The sequence below is a fragment of the Colwellia marinimaniae genome, from assembly GCF_002207865.1.
In the GTDB taxonomy this organism is placed as follows: domain Bacteria; phylum Pseudomonadota; class Gammaproteobacteria; order Enterobacterales; family Alteromonadaceae; genus Colwellia; species Colwellia marinimaniae.
Genome location: NZ_BDQM01000428.1, coordinates 1 through 247, shown reverse-complemented (window position 1 = coordinate 247; position 247 = coordinate 1). Strand labels below are relative to the sequence as shown.

The 247-nt window shown below is 64.8% G+C and carries 1 protein-coding gene; it reads left to right on the top strand.

The features are described from left to right. A partial coding sequence (locus MTCD1_RS19935; RefSeq protein ID WP_143760218.1) for an aldehyde dehydrogenase family protein occupies positions 1-247 on the top strand: 247 nt, incomplete at both ends.

Genomic DNA, 247 nt, shown 5'->3' with positions numbered 1-247 from the left:
CCTGGAACTGGGTGGCAAAAACGCGGCGGCGTTCCTGCGCGATGTGCCGCTGGAAACCGCCGTCAACGGCATTATCGAGGCCGGGTTCCTGCACTCGGGGCAGATCTGTGCGGCGGCCGAGCGCTTCTTCGTCCACCGCTCGCAAATCAACCCAGTCATGGAGGCCCTGGCCCAGCGTTTGAGCGCACTGAATATCGGCTCGCCGCTGGATGAGCGCACCGAATTCGGCCCGGTCACCCATCGCCAA